The sequence below is a fragment of the Streptomyces hilarionis genome, from assembly GCF_024539675.1.
In the GTDB taxonomy this organism is placed as follows: domain Bacteria; phylum Actinomycetota; class Actinomycetes; order Streptomycetales; family Streptomycetaceae; genus Streptomyces; species Streptomyces hilarionis.
The window spans coordinates 1-330 of sequence record NZ_JAHHIT010000576.1; the positions used below are offsets into that span (position 1 = coordinate 1).

Annotated in this window: 1 pseudogene; it reads right to left on the reverse strand. The window is 53.9% G+C overall.

The window, feature by feature from the left end:
* A pseudogene (locus KMS84_RS44255) lies at positions 1-330 on the reverse strand (efflux transporter periplasmic adaptor subunit); the annotation flags it as partial.

A 330-nucleotide genomic window follows, 5' to 3' on the forward strand; every position in this document is an offset into this window, starting at 1 on the left:
GTTCATAGCGGTTACCGCCTGCAGAATTGACCGAAGCGCCGATTGCTCCGACCTTTTGCTTAGCGTTGGCCAGTGATATTTCAGCTTCTTGCAAAGCTTGTCGCGCCTGAAGGTAATCTTGCTCGGCGGAGATTTTGTCCTGCCACAACTGCTTCTCGCGGTCAAAAGTCAAGCGTGCCAACTCAACACGTCGCTGTGCAGCTTGTTGCTCACTGCGCATATCCGAGATCTGTTGACTGGCAATCACCGCAAGGACTTGGCCCTTCTTGACCGACTCGCCCAGGTTCGCCTGAACGCTTTCAACAACTCCAGGAACGCGAGGTACCACAT